19 protein-coding genes are annotated in these 15783 nt (G+C 64.0%); 18 read left to right on the top strand and 1 reads right to left on the bottom strand.

What is annotated here, in order from left to right; genetic code table 11:
- Positions 1–75: 75 nt before the first annotated feature.
- From GDA49_01375 to GDA49_01290, 18 genes are all read left to right on the top strand, one after another.
- The gene (locus GDA49_01375; GenBank protein MBC6439072.1) at positions 76–1143 is read left to right on the top strand and encodes an ABC transporter ATP-binding protein; all 1068 of its coding nucleotides are present in this window, start codon (positions 76–78) and stop codon (positions 1141–1143) included.
- Positions 1144–1152: 9 nt separating this feature from the next.
- Positions 1153–2232 (top strand): ABC transporter ATP-binding protein, encoded by a 1080-nt coding sequence (locus GDA49_01370; protein MBC6439071.1) that lies wholly within the window; start codon positions 1153–1155, stop codon positions 2230–2232.
- Between the two features lie 3 nt (positions 2233–2235).
- Positions 2236–3102, top strand: a complete 867-nt coding sequence (locus GDA49_01365) for a sugar ABC transporter permease (GenBank protein MBC6439070.1) — start codon at positions 2236–2238, stop codon at positions 3100–3102.
- 13 nt (positions 3103–3115) lie between these two features.
- On the top strand, positions 3116–3913 hold the full coding sequence (locus tag GDA49_01360; protein MBC6439069.1) for a carbohydrate ABC transporter permease: 798 nt from the start codon (positions 3116–3118) through the stop codon (positions 3911–3913).
- Between the two features lie 12 nt (positions 3914–3925).
- On the top strand, positions 3926–4207 hold the full coding sequence (locus GDA49_01355; GenBank protein MBC6439068.1) for a DUF2160 domain-containing protein: 282 nt from the start codon (positions 3926–3928) through the stop codon (positions 4205–4207).
- Between the two features lie 126 nt (positions 4208–4333).
- Positions 4334–4729 carry a 50S ribosomal protein L21 gene (gene rplU, locus GDA49_01350; GenBank protein MBC6439067.1) on the top strand — a complete coding sequence of 132 codons (396 nt, stop codon included), beginning with the start codon at positions 4334–4336 and terminating at the stop codon, positions 4727–4729.
- 3 nt (positions 4730–4732) lie between these two features.
- Positions 4733–5002 (top strand): 50S ribosomal protein L27, encoded by a 270-nt coding sequence (rpmA, locus tag GDA49_01345; protein ID MBC6439066.1) that lies wholly within the window; start codon positions 4733–4735, stop codon positions 5000–5002.
- 76 nt (positions 5003–5078) lie between these two features.
- A complete protein-coding gene (locus GDA49_01340) occupies positions 5079–5447 on the top strand; it encodes a VOC family protein (protein ID MBC6439065.1) in 369 nt (122 codons plus the stop codon).
- On the top strand, positions 5444–6460 hold the full coding sequence (obgE, locus tag GDA49_01335; GenBank protein MBC6439064.1) for a GTPase ObgE: 1017 nt from the start codon (positions 5444–5446) through the stop codon (positions 6458–6460). The genes GDA49_01340 and obgE overlap by 4 nt, the downstream gene beginning before the upstream one ends.
- The gene (locus tag GDA49_01330) at positions 6457–7572 is read left to right on the top strand and encodes a glutamate 5-kinase (GenBank protein MBC6439063.1); all 1116 of its coding nucleotides are present in this window, start codon (positions 6457–6459) and stop codon (positions 7570–7572) included. Before obgE ends, GDA49_01330 begins: the two co-directional genes overlap by 4 nt.
- The gene (locus GDA49_01325; GenBank protein MBC6439062.1) at positions 7569–8861 is read left to right on the top strand and encodes a glutamate-5-semialdehyde dehydrogenase; all 1293 of its coding nucleotides are present in this window, start codon (positions 7569–7571) and stop codon (positions 8859–8861) included. The genes GDA49_01330 and GDA49_01325 overlap by 4 nt, the downstream gene beginning before the upstream one ends.
- The gene (locus GDA49_01320) at positions 8858–9499 is read left to right on the top strand and encodes a nicotinate-nucleotide adenylyltransferase (protein ID MBC6439061.1); all 642 of its coding nucleotides are present in this window, start codon (positions 8858–8860) and stop codon (positions 9497–9499) included. The genes GDA49_01325 and GDA49_01320 overlap by 4 nt, the downstream gene beginning before the upstream one ends.
- 13 nt (positions 9500–9512) lie before the next feature.
- Entirely contained in the window at positions 9513–9887 is a 375-nt protein-coding gene (gene rsfS, locus GDA49_01315) for a ribosome silencing factor (GenBank protein MBC6439060.1), read from the top strand.
- A 28-nt stretch (positions 9888–9915) separates the two neighbouring features.
- A complete protein-coding gene (rlmH, locus tag GDA49_01310; protein MBC6439059.1) occupies positions 9916–10365 on the top strand; it encodes a 23S rRNA (pseudouridine(1915)-N(3))-methyltransferase RlmH in 450 nt (149 codons plus the stop codon).
- A 65-nt stretch (positions 10366–10430) separates the two neighbouring features.
- The gene (locus GDA49_01305; GenBank protein MBC6439058.1) at positions 10431–11966 is read left to right on the top strand and encodes a 2,3-bisphosphoglycerate-independent phosphoglycerate mutase; all 1536 of its coding nucleotides are present in this window, start codon (positions 10431–10433) and stop codon (positions 11964–11966) included.
- On the top strand, positions 11966–13159 hold the full coding sequence (locus GDA49_01300; protein ID MBC6439057.1) for a peptidoglycan DD-metalloendopeptidase family protein: 1194 nt from the start codon (positions 11966–11968) through the stop codon (positions 13157–13159). The genes GDA49_01305 and GDA49_01300 overlap by 1 nt, the downstream gene beginning before the upstream one ends.
- Positions 13156–14427, top strand: a complete 1272-nt coding sequence (locus tag GDA49_01295) for a S41 family peptidase (protein MBC6439056.1) — start codon at positions 13156–13158, stop codon at positions 14425–14427. The genes GDA49_01300 and GDA49_01295 overlap by 4 nt, the downstream gene beginning before the upstream one ends.
- Positions 14428–14437: 10 nt before the next feature.
- Positions 14438–14896, top strand: coding sequence for an RNA pyrophosphohydrolase (locus GDA49_01290; GenBank protein ID MBC6439055.1), 459 nt, complete (start codon positions 14438–14440; stop codon positions 14894–14896).
- Positions 14897–14899: 3 nt separating this feature from the next.
- Here GDA49_01290 and GDA49_01285 read toward each other — a convergent pair whose 3' ends face one another.
- Positions 14900–15724, bottom strand: a complete 825-nt coding sequence (locus GDA49_01285) for a ferritin-like domain-containing protein (GenBank protein ID MBC6439054.1) — start codon at positions 15722–15724, stop codon at positions 14900–14902.
- Positions 15725–15783 lie beyond the last annotated feature (59 nt).

The raw sequence follows: 15783 nt of genomic DNA, 5'->3' as shown, positions 1-15783 counted from the left end.
TTCTTCCATATCGCCACATCCTGTAAGGTCATTCGCCCCGAAGCGCGAGGCCGGCGACATGCAGAGACCAACGGAATGACCCTGGAATTCCGCAACGTCGCCAAGCACGTCGGCGCCGAGACCCACATTCACGAGTGTTCCTTCTCGCTGGCGCCCGACGGTTTCAATGTGCTGCTGGGCGCAACAAACGCGGGCAAGACGACGCTCATCAAGATGATGGCGCATCTCGACCGCCCGAGCTCCGGGGAAATCTGGTTCAACGGCGAGAACGTTACACACGTGCGCACCCAGAAGCGCAACGTGAGCCTGGTGCACCAGTTCTTCGTGAACTATCCGCACATGAGTGTCTTCGAAAACATCGCCTCGCCCCTGCGTGTGGCGGGCGTTCCAAAGGCCGAGATCAAGCGCCGCGTCCAGGAGACCGCAGCGCTCCTGAAGCTCGAGCCGTTTCTTTCGCGGCGCCCCGCCGAGCTGTCGGGCGGTCAGCAACAGCGCACGGCGCTCGCACGCGCACTGGTCAAGGACAGCGACCTGGTTCTGCTCGACGAACCGTTGGTCAATCTCGACTACAAACTCCGCGAGGAGCTGCGCGAGGAGTTGCCGCGCCTTCTGAGAGGGCGCAACGCACTGGTGGTCTACGCCACGTCGGAGCCGAGCGAGGCGCTGATGCTGGTCGGGCGCACGGTCGCGCTGCACGAGGGCCGCGTCACCCAGGTCGGCGATACCGCCAAGGTCTACCGCCAGCCGACGAACCTCGTGACGAGCCGGGCCTTCTCTGACCCGCCGATCAACACCGCACGTGTCACCAAGCGCGGCGACCGGATCAAGCTGAGTGCCGACATCGCCTGGACGGCACACGGCCCGATCGAAACGGCTGCCGATGGCGACTATATCGTCGCCATCCGCCCGCATTACATCTCACCGATCGCATCCGATGGCGTCGTCACCGAGATCACTGGCCGTGTCCTGATTACCGAGCTTTCAGGCTCGGAGAGCACGGCGCATTTCGCGTTCGGCGAGAACGTCTGGGTCTCGCTCAGCCATGGCGTCCACAGCTACAGCATCGGCGAAAGCCACACCTTCCACATGGCCACGGCGGGCTGTCTCTATTTCATGCCCGACGGCACACGGCTGGCGGCCTGAGGACAGCAGATGGCACGCATCCGACTTCAGGATCTCAAGCACAGCTACGATCCAGCCAACCAGTCACCCGACGCGTACGCTCTCAAGGGGCTCCATCTCGCATGGAACGACGGTGGCGCCTATGCCCTGCTCGGCCCTTCGGGCTGCGGCAAGACGACACTGCTCAACATCATCTCGGGCCTGGTCTCACCGTCACACGGACGCGTCCTGTTCGACGACAACGACGTGACCGATCTGCCACCGTCGCAGCGCAACATTGCCCAGGTTTTCCAGTTCCCGGTGATCTACGACACCATGACCGTCTACGAGAATCTGGCCTTTCCGCTGCGCAACCGCGGCGTGCCGCGGAGCGAGATCGAGGAGCGGGTTCGCGAGCTCTCCGGCTTGCTGGAACTTGACGACATGCTTCGCAAACGCGCCTCGGGCCTCACACCCGACGTGAAGCAGAAGCTCTCGATGGGCCGCGGACTGGTGCGCAAGGACGTGAACGTCATCATGTTCGACGAGCCGCTGACCGTGATCGATCCACATCTCAAGTGGCGTCTGCGCTCAAAGCTGAAGGAGCTGCACCAGACGGTCGGCACCACCATGATCTACGTCACCCATGACCAGACCGAGGCGCTGACCTTTGCTGACCAGGTCGTGGTGATGCGCGAGGGCGAGGTCGTTCAGGTCGGCACACCGATCGAGTTGTTCGAGCGGCCGGCGCATACCTTCGTCGGCTACTTTATCGGCTCTCCGGGCATGAACATCATCCCCTGCGAAGTCGACAACGGCAGCGTCAGTGTAGGCGGCGTCAAGGTTCCGACCGCCACGACACCCCATGGCGGCGGGAGGGGCACACTGGAGCTCGGCGTACGGCCCGAGCATGTCCATCTGTCCGATGCCGGACTGCCCGTCGAGATCGTCAACGTGGCGGACGTCGGTCGCCACTGCGTGGTGACGGCAATGGCAGGCAACGACCGCATTCATCTGCTGAGCCGCAAGGACGAACGCCCTTCGGCGGGACCGGCCCATCTTGCGTTCGACGCCGATCATGCCCGGGTCTACCGGGACGGCTGGCTCGTCGAAGACCCGGGGAGCGCCTGAGTCATGCCAACCAAGACCCTGCGCCACTCCGCCTGGTTCCTTGTCGTTCCCGTCGTGCTGCTGGTGGCGTTCAACGCGCTCGTACCGCTGATGACCGTCGTGAACTATTCGGTCCAGGAAACCTTCGGCAACAATCAGTTCTTCTGGCACGGCATTGGCTGGTTCGAGGACCTGCTGACATCGTCGCGCTTTCACGACGCGCTCGGACGACAGCTGCTGTTCACCTTCACGATCCTTCTGATCGAGGTGCCACTCGGCATCATTATCGCGCTTGCGATGCCGAAGAAGGGAATCTGGGTTCCGGTCTGCCTGGTTCTGATGGCGCTGCCTCTGCTGATCCCCTGGAACGTCGTCGGTTCCATGTGGAACATCTTCACGCTGCCCGACATCGGCATGCTCGGCTACACGCTGAACTGGATCGGCATCGACTACAACATGACCCGGCAGCCGGTCTCGGCCTGGATCACCATTATCGTGATGGATGTCTGGCACTGGACCTCGCTGGTCGTGCTGCTGACCTATGCCGGTCTGCTCTCGATCCCGGACGCCTACTACCAGGCCGCGTCGATCGACGGCGCCAAGCCCTGGGCCGTGTTCCGCCACATCCAGCTTCCAAAGCTGCGCCGGGTTCTGACCATCGCCGTCCTGCTGCGCTTCATGGACAGCTTCATGATATACACCGAGCCCTTCGTGCTAACGGGTGGCGGTCCCGGCAACGCGACCACGTTGCTGTCAATCGATCTCGTCAAGATGGCGCTCGGCCAGTTCGACCTGGGGCCCGCTGCCGCCATGTCGCTGATCTACTTCCTCATCACGCTGCTGTTCTCGTGGATCTTCTACACCGTGATGACACGGCACGATTCGAAGTGACGGGGGCAAGCGCATGCGTCTGAAACCCGTCATCGTCATTGCCTACATCGTCATGCTGATGCTGCCGATCTGCTGGCTGCTCAGCATGTCGTTCAAGACGACCAACGAGATCCTCGGCGGCTTCACGCTGCTGCCCCAGGAGTTCACGCTCGAGAACTACACGGTCATCCTGACCGATCCGACCTGGTACTGGGGTTACATCACCTCGTTGATCTACGTGACGATCAACATGGTGCTCTCGGTCACCGTGGCGCTTCCGGCCGCTTATGCCTTCTCGCGCTTCACCTTCCTGGGCGACAAACACCTGTTCTTCTGGCTGCTGACCAACCGCATGGCGCCCCCGGCCGTCTTCGCCCTGCCGTTCTTCCAGCTCTATTCCTCGGTCGGGCTGTTCGATACCCACATCGCCGTTGCGCTGGCGCACTGCCTGTTCAACATCCCACTCGCAGTCTGGATCCTGGAGGGCTTCATGTCCTCGATCCCGAAGGAACTCGACGAGACCGCCCATGTCGACGGCTATTCGTTCCCGCGCTTCTTCATACGCATCTTCATTCCGAACATCAGTTCGGGCATCGGCGTCGCGGCGTTCTTCTGCTTCATGTTCTCGTGGGTCGAGATGCTGCTCGCCAAGACGCTGACCGCCGTGGAAGCCAAGCCGATCGCCGCAATGATGACCAAGACCGCCTCCAGCGCGGGTTACGAACTGGGGCTCCTGGCGGCGGCTGGCGTTCTGACCATCGTACCAGGCGCGATCGTGATCTACTTTGTCCGCAACTACATCGCCAAGGGCTTTGCCCTCGGGCGGGTCTGAGGAGGCAGAACCATGGGCCTCGAATGGATGGCATGGACCTGGGAGACAGCCGGCTTCTTCACCTTTGTCTTCGCCTCAATTGCGGCGATCGGGTTCTGGGAATGGCGCATGCCAGGCGGTGGCCCGCGCGACGGCATCCTCGGAATCATTACCACCCGCGGCGACCGCCTGTTCATCTCGCTCCTGGGCTCGGCCTTCATCTTCCTGGGCTGGCTCGCCCTGATGGGAACCCCGCTCTGGGGTCCACTCGCTATCGCGATTGCCTGGGCCGGATTCGTCTTCTGGAAGATATGAAGAAGCACCGCGCGATGTTGACACGGCAGGCGCGATCACTATAGTCCGCCCGCCGGCGCGGAAAGCGCCCAGGGCCACACGTCTCCTTGGACCAAACACCTGGACCAAACACAAGGTCTGATCACGATGTTCGCAGTTATTCAAACAGGCGGCAAACAGCACCGCGTGGCCCGGAACGACATTCTCTCCGTGGAGCGCCTGGCAGGCGAACCAGGCGATTTGGTCGATTTCGACAAGGTCCTGATGGTCGCCAATGGCGAGACCATCGACCTCAATGCCGATGGCGCCACGGTGAAAGCGGAGATCCTAGAACACAACCGTGCCGACAAGATCCTGATCTTCAAGAAGAAGCGCCGTAAGCACTATCGTCGCCGCGGCGGTCACCGCCAGCAGCAGACGGTCGTGAAGATCACCGAGATTCTGGCCAAGGGTGCCAAGCCCGCAGCCAAGAAAGCCGCGAAGAAGGCGGCTTCTCCCAAAGTCGAGGCCGCTGCGGCCGAGGCCGAAGCCAAGGAGGACTGAGCCATGGCCCACAAGAAGGCGGGCGGCAGCTCACGTAACGGCCGCGACTCTCCGGGTCAGCGCCTGGGCGTGAAGAAGTTCGGCAGTGAGGACGTCATCGCCGGCAACATTCTCGTCAAGCAGCGCGGCACCAGGTTCCATCCCGGCCACAACGTCGGCATGGGCAAGGATCACACCCTGTTTGCGACGAGCGATGGCACTGTCCGGTTCCGCCAGGCAACCGGCAAGCGGACCTACGTGGACGTTGTCCCGGGTGCGGTGCCTGCCGAATAGGCGTCCCGCCCCAGACAACGAGACGAGAGGGGAATGGCGCGCCATTCCCCTTTTTTTGCCTGAATCGAAACCTCTGATGACTCTCGACACCGAACCCCGCGCCCCTCTCGTGCCAGAGCTTGTCTGCTCCGACCTGGAACGGAGCCTCGCGTTCCACTGCGACGTGCCGGGCTTTCGCGTGCTCCACAGCCGCGACGATCCGCCGTTCGTCTACCTGGAGCGCGAGCATGCCGAGGTGATGCTGGAGGCGTGGCATGCCGACGTCCGGTTCACAGGCGCGCTCACCAAGACCGATCACAAGCTCTTTCGCGAACCGGAAGGGACCTGGTATGCCGGCGAGAATGTGGTCTACGGCCAGCGCGAGCTCCTGGTCCAGGACCCCGACGGTTACCTCCCGGGTTTCTGCCAGGAGATCGGCAAACGGCCGATCGGAGAGGCGGCATGAAGTTCCTCGACGAAGCCAAGATCTATCTGAGGAGCGGCGACGGCGGTGCGGGCTGCGTTAGCTTCCGGCGCGTGAAGTCCATCGAGTTCGGGGGACCCGACGGCGGTGACGGCGGACGCGGCGGCGACATCATCCTGGAGTGTGTCGCCAACCTGAACACGCTGATCGACTACCGCTTCCAGCAGCACATCAAGGCGAAGAACGGTCGCCCCGGCGAGGGCCAGCAACGCACGGGTGCCAGCGCTGCTCATGTCACGGTTCCGTTGCCGCCTGGCACCCAGGTCTTCGCCGAGGACCGCGAGACCCTGCTCGCCGACCTCACCGAGCCCGGTCAGCGCATCGTCCTGCTCAGGGGCGGCGACGGCGGGCGCGGCAATATCCGCTTCAAGTCATCGACCAATCAGGCCCCGCGCCGTTCCGACCCAGGCTGGCCGGGCGAGGAACGCTGGGTCTGGCTGCGTCTCAAGCTGATCGCCGACGTCGCCCTCGTCGGCCTGCCCAATGCCGGCAAGTCGACGCTGCTTTCGGTCGTCTCACGCGCGCGGCCTAAGATCGACGACTATCCCTTTACCACGCTCCATCCCAACCTCGGTGTGGTCGGCGTCGACGACGACGAGTTCGTCATGGCCGACCTGCCCGGTCTGATCGAGGGTGCGCACGAGGGTGTCGGCTTGGGCGACCGCTTCCTTGGCCATGCCGAGCGCTGCGCTGCCCTGCTCCACCTCGTCGACAGCACGTCCGAAACCATCCCCGAGGACTACATGACGATTCGCCGCGAGCTCGACGCCTATGGCGGCGGGCTCATGGACAAGCCCGCCGTGCTGGTCTGCAACAAGGTCGACGCGCTCACCGATGAGCTGCGCGCCGACGCCATGGCGGCGCTCGAAGACGCCGCAGGCATGCCCGTGATAGCCATGTCGGGCGCTTCGGGCGAAAGCGTCGAGGCTGTCGCTCATGCGCTGATGGTCCATGTCACGCGCGAGCGGCAGCGGCGTACAGAGAACGCGGCATGAGCGCGCGGCTTGCCGCCGCCCGACGCGTCGTCGTCAAGATCGGCTCCGCGCTCCTGGTCGAGGATCAGGACGGCCGGATCCGTCGCAGCTGGCTCAACGCACTGGCCGATGATGTCGCCCACCTCAGGAAGCGTGGCTGCGAGGTCGTCATCGTCACCTCGGGCGCCATTGCCATCGGCCGCCGCCTGCTGGGCCTCAAGGATGGCACGCTGCGCCTTGAGGAGAGTCAGGCCGCCGCCGCGAGCGGTCAGATCCGACTGGCACACGCCTATCAGGATGCGCTGGCACACCACGAGATCGGCGTCGCCCAGCTTCTGCTGACCCTGTCGGACACCGAGGATCGTCGGCGCTACCTCAACGCGCTCAACACGCTCAACACACTGATCAGGCTGGGTGCCGTTCCGGTCGTGAACGAGAACGACACGGTTGCGACCGGCGAGATCCGCTTCGGCGACAACGACCGCCTGGCCGCCCGCGTCGCCATGATGTCGAGCGCCGACGTGCTGGTTCTGCTGTCCGACATCGACGGACTCTACGATCGCGACCCACGCAACGACGACGCTGCCGTGATGATCCCGGAGGTGCGTGAGATCACACCAGCGGTCGAGGCCATGGCCGGCAAGCTTCGCCCCGGCGACTCCTCGGGCGGTATGAAGACCAAGCTGATGGCCGCGAAGATCGCGACCCAGGCCGGCTGCCACATGGCGATCGCCGACGGCCGGATCGACCACCCCCTGCGCGCCATTCTCGACGGCAACGCCTGCACCTGGTTCGTTGCCCAGGACAATCCGACGACCGCGCGCAAGCGCTGGATTGCGGGCTCTATCAAACCTGCCGGTGCGATCACGGTCGATGCCGGGGCGCTGGCCGCCCTGGGGCAAGGACGCAGTCTGCTGCCCGCAGGCGTAACAGGAATTGACGGCTGCTTCGAACGCGGCGATGCGGTCGTCGTGAAGGGACCGGACGGCAGCGAAATCGGCCGCGGCCTGGTCGCCTATTCGTGCACGGATGCCCGGACCATCGCCGGCCACAAAAGCGGCGACATCGAAAGACTGCTGGGCTACCGTCGGCGCGAAGAGCTCATCCACCGCGACGATCTGGTGATGTCATGAACGCCGCAACTCCCGCTACGGCGCAGCGTGAGGATGACGTTGCAGCCGTAATGGACGCCATGGGCCGCCATGCCCGCGCCGCCTCCGCAACCATGGCGCATGCCACGACCGCGACGAAGAACGCTGCACTCGCAGCCGCCGCAAACGCCATCCGCTCCAACCGCAAGGCCCTCATGACGGCCAACGCACTCGACATGGAGCAGGCCCGCGAGAAGGGTCTGAGCGGTCCGATGCTCAACCGCCTTGCGCTTGATGACACACGGATCGAAGGCATGGCTGCGGGGCTCGACGCGATTGCCGTGCTCGACGATCCGGTCAGCAAGGAGCGCGAGCGCTGGACCGTGCCGAGCGGGCTCGACATCGCCCGTGTCTCGGTCCCCCTGGGCGTGATCGGCATCATCTACGAGTCCCGGCCCAATGTGACCGCCGATGCGGGCGCGCTGAGCCTGAAGTCCGGCAACGCTGCGATCCTGCGCGGCGGATCAGAGAGCTTCCACTCCTCACACGCCATCGTCGCCTGTCTGCATGAAGGTCTCGATGCGGCCGCGCTTTCCCGCGATTCCATCCAGCTCGTGCCGACGACCGACCGTGCGGCCGTGGGCGAGATGCTGACGATGACCCGCTGGATCGACATCATCGTGCCCCGCGGCGGCCAGTCCCTGGTCGAACGCGTGCAGACCGAGAGCCGGGTTCCGGTGATCGCCCACCTGATCGGCCTCTGCCATGTCTATGTCGACCGCGCGGCAGACCCCGCCATGGCGAGCGACATCGCGGTCAACGCCAAGCTGCGGCGGACCAGCATCTGCGGCGCGGCAGAGACACTTCTCATCGATGGCGGACTGGACGCCGACGCCCAGCGTCGCGTCGTGGCCTCGTTGCTGGATGCGGGATGCGAGGTCCGTGGCGACGATGCCGTGCGCGCGCTCGACGCGCGCGTGCTGCCGGCAGCCACCAGCGACTGGGACACCGAGTACCTCGATGCCGTGATCTCCGCCCGTCTGGTCGACGGCGTCGACGATGCGCTCGATCACATCGCACGGCACGGCTCAGACCACACCGACACCATCGTGACGGATGACAGCGCCACCGCCGAACACTTCCTGGCGCGGGCACCGAGCGCCATTGCCATGTGGAACGCCTCCACCCAGTTCGCCGACGGTGGCGAGTTCGGCATGGGTGCGGAGATCGGTATCTCGACCAACAGGCTGCATGCGCGCGGCCCCGTGGGCATCGACCAGCTCACGACCATGAAATACGTCGTGCGCGGCAACGGACAGACCCGGCCCTGAGCACCCATCTTGCGCTTCTGAACCACGCCGCCAGGCGGCGGGTCGGCCTCCTGGGCGGGTCATTCAACCCCGCCCACGAGGGCCATCTCTTCGTCAGCCATCTCGCCCTGGAAAGACTTGATCTCGATGAGGTCTGGTGGCTCGTGGCACCGCAGAACCCGATGAAGCCGCTCGAGGGCATGGCGTCTCTCGAGGGCCGGCTTGCCGCAGCGAAACAGTACACGCGCGGCCTCGACATCGTGGTCACCGGGATCGAACGGGAACTGCGCACCCGCTTTACTGCGGACACGATCCAGAGGCTTCAAATCCGCGCACCGCACGCCCGGTTCGTCTGGCTGATGGGCGCCGACAACCTTGCCACGGTGCACCGATGGCACCGATGGCAGACCATCTTCAAAAGCGTTCCGGTTGCGATTTTCGACCGTTCTCCGTATTCTTTGTCGAGTCTGGCAAGCCGGGCTGCGGTCCGGTTTCGGCGTTATCGCCTTCCAGCCCTGAGGGCCCAGGTAATCGCCGATTGTGAGCCGCCGGTCTGGGCGTTTGTTCTCGGCCCGCGGCACCCCGCCTCGGCGACAGCCATTCGGGCGGGCGACCGAAGGTTCGGCTTCGCGGGACAGGACGACGGACCAACGCTCTAAGGGAGAAGAACCCATTCCTCGTCAGACCAACGCCAGGAAACAGATCCTGGATATCGTCTCGCTCACCACGAGCGCACTTGAAGACGGCAAGGCCGAAGATGTGGTGACCATCGATCTCGCCGGGAAAACCACCTTCGCCGATTACATGATCATCTGCAGCGGCCAGTCGCAACGACAGGTCACGGCACTGGCCGATCGTCTGGTGGAGGCCGTCAAGGAAACCGGTTTCGCCGTCAACGGCATCGAAGGCTACGATGCTGGCGAATGGGTCCTTGTCGATCTGGGAGATGTGGTGATCCACATCTTCCGCAGCGAAATCCGCGGTCTCTACAATCTGGAAAAGATGTGGTCGATGCCCATGCCTGTGCCGGTCGAAGCCACGGCCTGAGCAGACCTGACCTGACCGTCCCACCGCCATGCGACTGACCGTGGCGACAGTCGGGCGCGTGCGGGATGGTCCGTTCCGCACGCTGTGGGACGACTACGCCGGACGGCTCCCGTGGGCGCTCACTCTGCGCGAAATCGCGGATGCCTATGGGCCTCGGCGCAGGGAGCGCGAAGGCGAGAAGCTGCTTGCGGCGCTGCCGGATGGCAGCACGCTGGTGGCGCTCGATGAGCGCGGCAAGACTCGGACCAGCCGCCAGCTGGCGGAATGGCTCGGGCACCAGCGTGACGAGGGAGACCGTGACATCGGGTTCGTGATTGGGGGTGCGGACGGACTGAGCGATGCGGTCCGGTCCAGGGCATTCCTCACGTTATCGCTCGGCACGATGACCTGGCCCCACAAGATGGCACGCATCATGCTGATTGAGCAGCTTTACCGGGCTCACACCATTCTCGCCGGCCACCCCTATCACCGGGATTGAACGGCTCATGTTGCCAGCTGCCGGGTCTGGCCTTACATCAGCCCCTCCCCACTCTTGAGACAAGCATGAGCCCGTCCCAGCGCCCCGGTCCCCTCGTTCTCTGCATTCTCGACGGCTGGGGTCTCGCACCGGCGGGACCGGACAACGCCATCCTGACGGCAAAAACCCCTGTGTGGCGACGCATGCTGGAAACCGGGCTCGCCACCAGCTTGGAAACATCGGGTGAAGCGGTCGGCCTTCCCTGCGGCCAGATGGGCAACTCGGAAGTCGGTCATCTCACCATGGGTGCAGGCCGCATCGTGATGCAGGACCTGCCGCGGATCGACAAGACCATAGCCGACGGCTCGCTGGCACACAAAAACGAGCTCACCGGCCTGATCACGGCGCTGAAGGGGAGCGGCGGGCGTTGTCACCTGATGGGCCTGCTCTCACCGGGCGGCGTACACAGCCATCAGAATCATATGGCTGCACTCGCCAACATTCTCCACTCGGAAGGTGTGCTTGTCGTGACCCATGCCTTCCTTGACGGCCGCGACACGCCGCCGTCGAGCGCGCGCGCGTACCTGGCGCGGTTTCAGGCGGATGCCCCGCACGCCGTCATCGGCACTGTGACAGGGCGTTACTACGCGATGGATCGCGACAAGCGGTGGGAGCGGCTTGAGCTTGCCTGCGAGGCTCTTGTCAACGGCACCGGGTCTCCTTCGTCGACCGCCGACGAGGCCGTGACGTCAGCCCATGACGCTGGCGAAACCGACGAGTTTGTCACCCCGCGCATCATTGACGACTACGACGGCATGCAGGACGGCGACGGACTGCTCATGGCGAACTTCCGCGCCGATCGGGCACGCCAGATTCTGACCGCCCTGCTCGACCCCGACTTCGCAGATTTTTCCATGGCCAGCCGGCCGCGTTTCGCGGCTGCGGCAGGCATGGTGTCCTATTCGGTCGCACTCGACCGCCTTCTTCCCGCCCTGTTCGCCCCGCAGAACATGACCAAGACCTTGGGGAGCCTTGTTGCGGACGCTGGTTTGCGCCAGCTCCGCATCGCCGAGACGGAGAAATACGCGCACGTGACCTACTTCTTCAACGGCGGCAGGGAGAATGTGTTCCAGGGCGAGGACCGCATCCTGATACCCTCGCCGAAGGTCGCAACCTACGACCTAAAGCCCGAGATGTCGGCCGAAGAGGTCACCGATCGGCTGGTCGCGGCGATTCGCGACCGCAGCTTCGATGTCGTGATCTGCAACTTCGCCAATCCGGACATGGTGGGACACACCGGCGACTTCGCTGCTGCTCTGAAGGCCGTCGAGACCGTCGACCACAGTCTCGGTCGCATTGCTCACGCTGTGACCGACGCCGGCGGCCACATGGTCGTCACCGCCGACCACGGCAACATCGAGATGATGCGTGACCCCATAACCGGAGAAGCCCACACCGCGCACACGACCAATCCGGTACCGCTGGTGATCGTCAATCCGCCGCAAGGCCGCATCCTTCGTCGGGGCGGTCTCGCCGATCTCGCCCCGACGCTGCTCGACCTGCTTGAGCTTCCGCAACCCGGCGACATGACGGGACGGACCCTGTTGGCCAAGGAGGGCTGATGCGCCGAGCTGTCGCTTCGGTCATTCTCGCGATCACTCTCGCCGCAACTGTCCTTGCGCAGGCGCAGAATGCAGAGGAAGTGACCGAACGGCTCGACGAGCTCGGGGCCGATATCGAAGACACGGAACAGCAACGCACGGTTCTGAGTGCGGAGGCGACCGCCATCGCCGACGAACTCGATCTGCTGCGCATTCGCCTGCTGGCAACCGATCAGGAGATCCGGACGCTGGAAACCGAGCGCGTTGCGATCGAGTTGGAACTGCAGGATCTCAAGGTTCTTCTGGCCCATAGCGAGGTCGAGTTCGCGGCGAGATGGGCGGAGTTCGGGCTTGTCCTGGCCGCGTTGCAGCGCATCGCGCGCCAGCCCGCCGACATGCTGCTTGCGATGCCGACCTCACCGACCGACACTCACCGCATGGCCATGCTCCTGGCCTCGGTCTCTCCGGTCCTGCAGACGCGTGTCGACGAGATCCGGCAGACGGTCGAATCCGTGGCCGCCCTGCGCGACGAGACAGCCGTCAAGGAGGCCGCGCTTGCGGCCACGCTGGAACGAATCCGCGAGGAGCAGGCCACAGCCGCGGCAACTGTCGACCGCAAGGCCGAACTGCTGATCGCGCTTCGCCGTGACGAGGCAGAGCTCGCCCAGCGCCAGGAGAAGATGGCCGCGGAAGCCGAATCGCTCAAGGACCTCCTGGTTAGCCTGCGTATCGAAGAGGAACAGCGGTCGGCGGAAGCCACGGAGGCGATGACAGCCGCCCTTGAGGCTCTTTCACGCAGCAGTTTCAGCGACCAGCGGGGCCGTCTGCCGCTGCCCGTGGCGGGCACCATCGTGGCCGCGTTCGGCGACACGCTGCCCGACGGACGGACGAGCGAGGGCTTCGCGATTTCATCCGAACCGGGGTCCCGAATCGTAACGCCCTTTGACGGTGAGGTGGTCTACACCGGTGCGTTCGGTGATTACGGGCATTTGTTGATCATTGATAACGGTGAAGGATACCATACCGTGTTAGCAGGTTTTTCACGCATCGACGTGGTTCTGGGCCAGTGGCTTTTGGCCGGCGAACCGATCGGTGCCATGGCTTCCGATGGAGCCGAACCGCCGGTGCTGTATGTCGAGTTGCGGCACAATGGCGATCCAATCAACCCCCAGCCTTGGATGGTGGCTGGCTACAGCGAAGTGAGCGGCGGATGAAACGATCGGTTGTTGTGGTGGCCCTGATTCTGGCGCTGATGACCCCTGGCGTCGACCATGTCGACGCAGCGAGCAGCGAGACTTACCGCCAGCTCAACCTGTTTGGCGACGTCTTTGAGCGCGTGCGGGCGGAGTATGTCGAAGAGGTCACCGATGAGGAGCTCATCGAGGCGGCCATCCGGGGCATGCTGGTCTCGCTCGATCCCCATTCGAGTTACCTGAGCCCGAAAAACTTCGACGAAATGCAGGTTCAGACCCGTGGTGAGTTCGGCGGGCTGGGCATTGAGGTCACGATGGAAGATGGCTTCGTCAAGGTCGTCTCGCCGATCGACGACACGCCGGCTGACCGTGCCGGCATCAAGGCGGGCGACTACGTGACCCATCTCGACGATGAACCCGTGCTCGGCCTGACCCTGGGCGAAGCGGTCGACAAGATGCGTGGCCCGGTCAAGACCGACATCACGCTGACAATCGTGCGCGAGGGCGCGGACGAGCCGCTCGAAATCACGGTCACCCGCGACATCATAACCATCAAGTCCGTGCGCTGGCGCATGGAGGACAAGGTTGGCTACGTCCGCATCACCTCGTTCACCGAGCAGACCGAGGAAGGCCTGATTGATGCGCTCGAGAGCATGGAAGCCGAGGCCGGTGAGGAGCTCCAGGGTGTGGTCGTCGACCTTCGCAACAACCCGGGCGGCCTGCTCGATCAGGCGATCGCGGTCTCCGACGTTTTCCTCGATCAGGGCGAGATCGTCTCGACCCGTGGCCGTCGCGACGACAGCACGCAGCGCTTCAACGCGCGGCCCGGCGATCTGGCCCAGGGCCTGCCGGTCGTGGTGCTGATCAATGCCGGCTCCGCCTCAGCGTCCGAGATCGTGGCCGGTGCCCTGCAGGATCACCAGCGGGCGATCATCATGGGCGAGCAGTCCTTCGGCAAGGGATCGGTCCAGACCATCATTCCGCTGCCGAGCCATGGTGCGATGCGTCTCACCACGGCGCGCTACTACACGCCGTCGGGCATCTCGATCCAAGCGACGGGCATCGCCCCTGATATCCTGGTCAAGGAGGCGACGATCGCGTCCGAAGAGGAAGAGGACGACTTCGCCGGTGAAGCAGATCTGCGCAACAGCCTGGACGGCGACGGCCATGAGGAAGACATGTCGGGCCGCAGCGAGGAAGCGCTCGACGACTACCAGCTCGGCCGCGCCCTCGATCTGCTCGAAGGCCTCGCTCTGGTCAACGCGCTGAACGGCATGTCCGTCAACTGAGCAACAGCGTTTGGCCACGAAGGAAAGGTCCTATCGGGACTGCGTCGGAATCGTCCTGATCAACGGCAGCGGTCTGGTATTTGCGGCCGAGCGTATGGGCATGCCTGGTGCCTGGCAGATGCCGCAGGGCGGAATCGACAAGGGGGAATCGCCTGAAGAGGCCGCCCTGCGAGAGCTTGCCGAAGAAACGGGTATCGTCGATGTGACGGTTCTTCAGCAGACCCGGGAATGGCTCTACTACGACCTGCCGGAACCGCTGCGGAAACGCTGGTATCGAGGCCAGCGACAGATTTGGTTCGCCATGCAGTTCGATGGTCGGGATTCCGAGATCAATGTCGAGGGCGTCGATGACCCGGAGTTCGTCTCATGGCGCTGGATGACACCGACGGCGATCATTGACGCCATCGTCGACTTCAAACGAGAGGTCTACGCTGAGGTCTTCAAACGGTTTGATGGCCTAACGGCCTAGAGCTCAGAAGGCCGGCGCGTGCCTGACCATACGATCGCGGCGCCAATCGAACAGACGCCAGACGACGCGCGCGAACCACGAACCCATCTTGCTTTGTGGCTTCAGGCCAATGGCCTTCATCGTCATGTTGGTCGCGAGCTTGATGTGACCCGGCTGGTACCGCGTCAGGGCACGGCTGCCGTGCGCAGCAGCGCAAGCCTTCCGGTCGTAAGGCCCTTCGATGTTGTTCGCCGCGTAATAGGCATAGGCGAGTTCGTCGTCCTCGCCTTCCGCCATGCGTCCGATTGCCACCTTGATGCGCCGCACCAGGTTAATCGCCTCGTCGGCCTTGTAGCGCTTCATATGCTCATAGAAGAGCTTGTAGTGACGGAATTCGTCGGCCGCGATCTGCTTGCAGATTTCCTTCAGAACCGGCTCGTCGGTCGAATCGGCCAGCGCGGAATAGTAGGATGAGGTTCCGACCTCGACGATGCAGCGCGCGATCAGTTCTGCACAGCGAGAGCCGCGCACGGAGCTTTCGCGCTCCAGGTCGACCTGCTCGTAGCCGGAGTTGAAGCGCCGCCTGGCGGCCTCGAAGTCCCAGTCAGGATCCGCGAGGTTTGCCCAGCGGGCCAAGGCAACGCCATGCTGCACCTCTTCTCGCGCCCACTGGTGGGCGGCGGCAACGAAATCCTCGTCACCCTCGAAGACGTTGGCGAGATAGCGGCCATACACATCACCATTGTGCTCCACCAGCGAAGCAGCCTTGATGATGCGAACCGTATCCGGGTCGGCCTTTCTGGCATCGAAGGCCGTCCAGTTGATGTCGTCTAACGTCCAGTGTCCCATGATCCCGCGCTCCGCGATCTGCCTGAAAGTCCGCGTTAGACAAGAATATGTAGTGTACC

Source organism: Rhodospirillales bacterium (assembly GCA_014323865.1).
Classification (GTDB): Bacteria; Pseudomonadota; Alphaproteobacteria; order SP197; family SP197; genus SP197.
Note: the sequence above shows the minus strand (reverse complement) of the source record. Positions and strands in the feature narration are given on the sequence as shown.